Source organism: Sphingomonas sp. CCH5-D11, assembly GCF_001557395.1.
Lineage (GTDB): Bacteria > Pseudomonadota > Alphaproteobacteria > Sphingomonadales > Sphingomonadaceae > Sphingomonas.
Genome location: NZ_LSKH01000174.1, coordinates 1 through 228, shown reverse-complemented (window position 1 = coordinate 228; position 228 = coordinate 1). Strand labels below are relative to the sequence as shown.

Genomic DNA, 228 nt, shown 5'->3' with positions numbered 1-228 from the left:
ACCCACGCCAGCCACACGCCCGCCCCCACCCCCTCTCTCAAGCGGGAGGGGAATTTCGAAGGCCATCCTTCCCGCAAGCGGGAGGGTGACGAGTGACCATGACCGACATGACCCACGACAATCTGCTGCGTTTCCGCGACGATGAAGCGCATGACGAGCCGGCGATCACGCTGGACGCCTTTCTCGACGGCCAGACCAACGCCGGCGCGGTGCGGCTGGAGGCGGGGG

At 67.5% G+C, this 228-nt stretch carries 1 pseudogene; it reads left to right on the top strand.

From position 1 onward, the window contains the following. Positions 1–107 precede the first annotated feature (107 nt). Positions 108–228 (top strand): annotated as a pseudogene (locus tag AX702_RS22060) (DUF934 domain-containing protein); the annotation flags it as partial.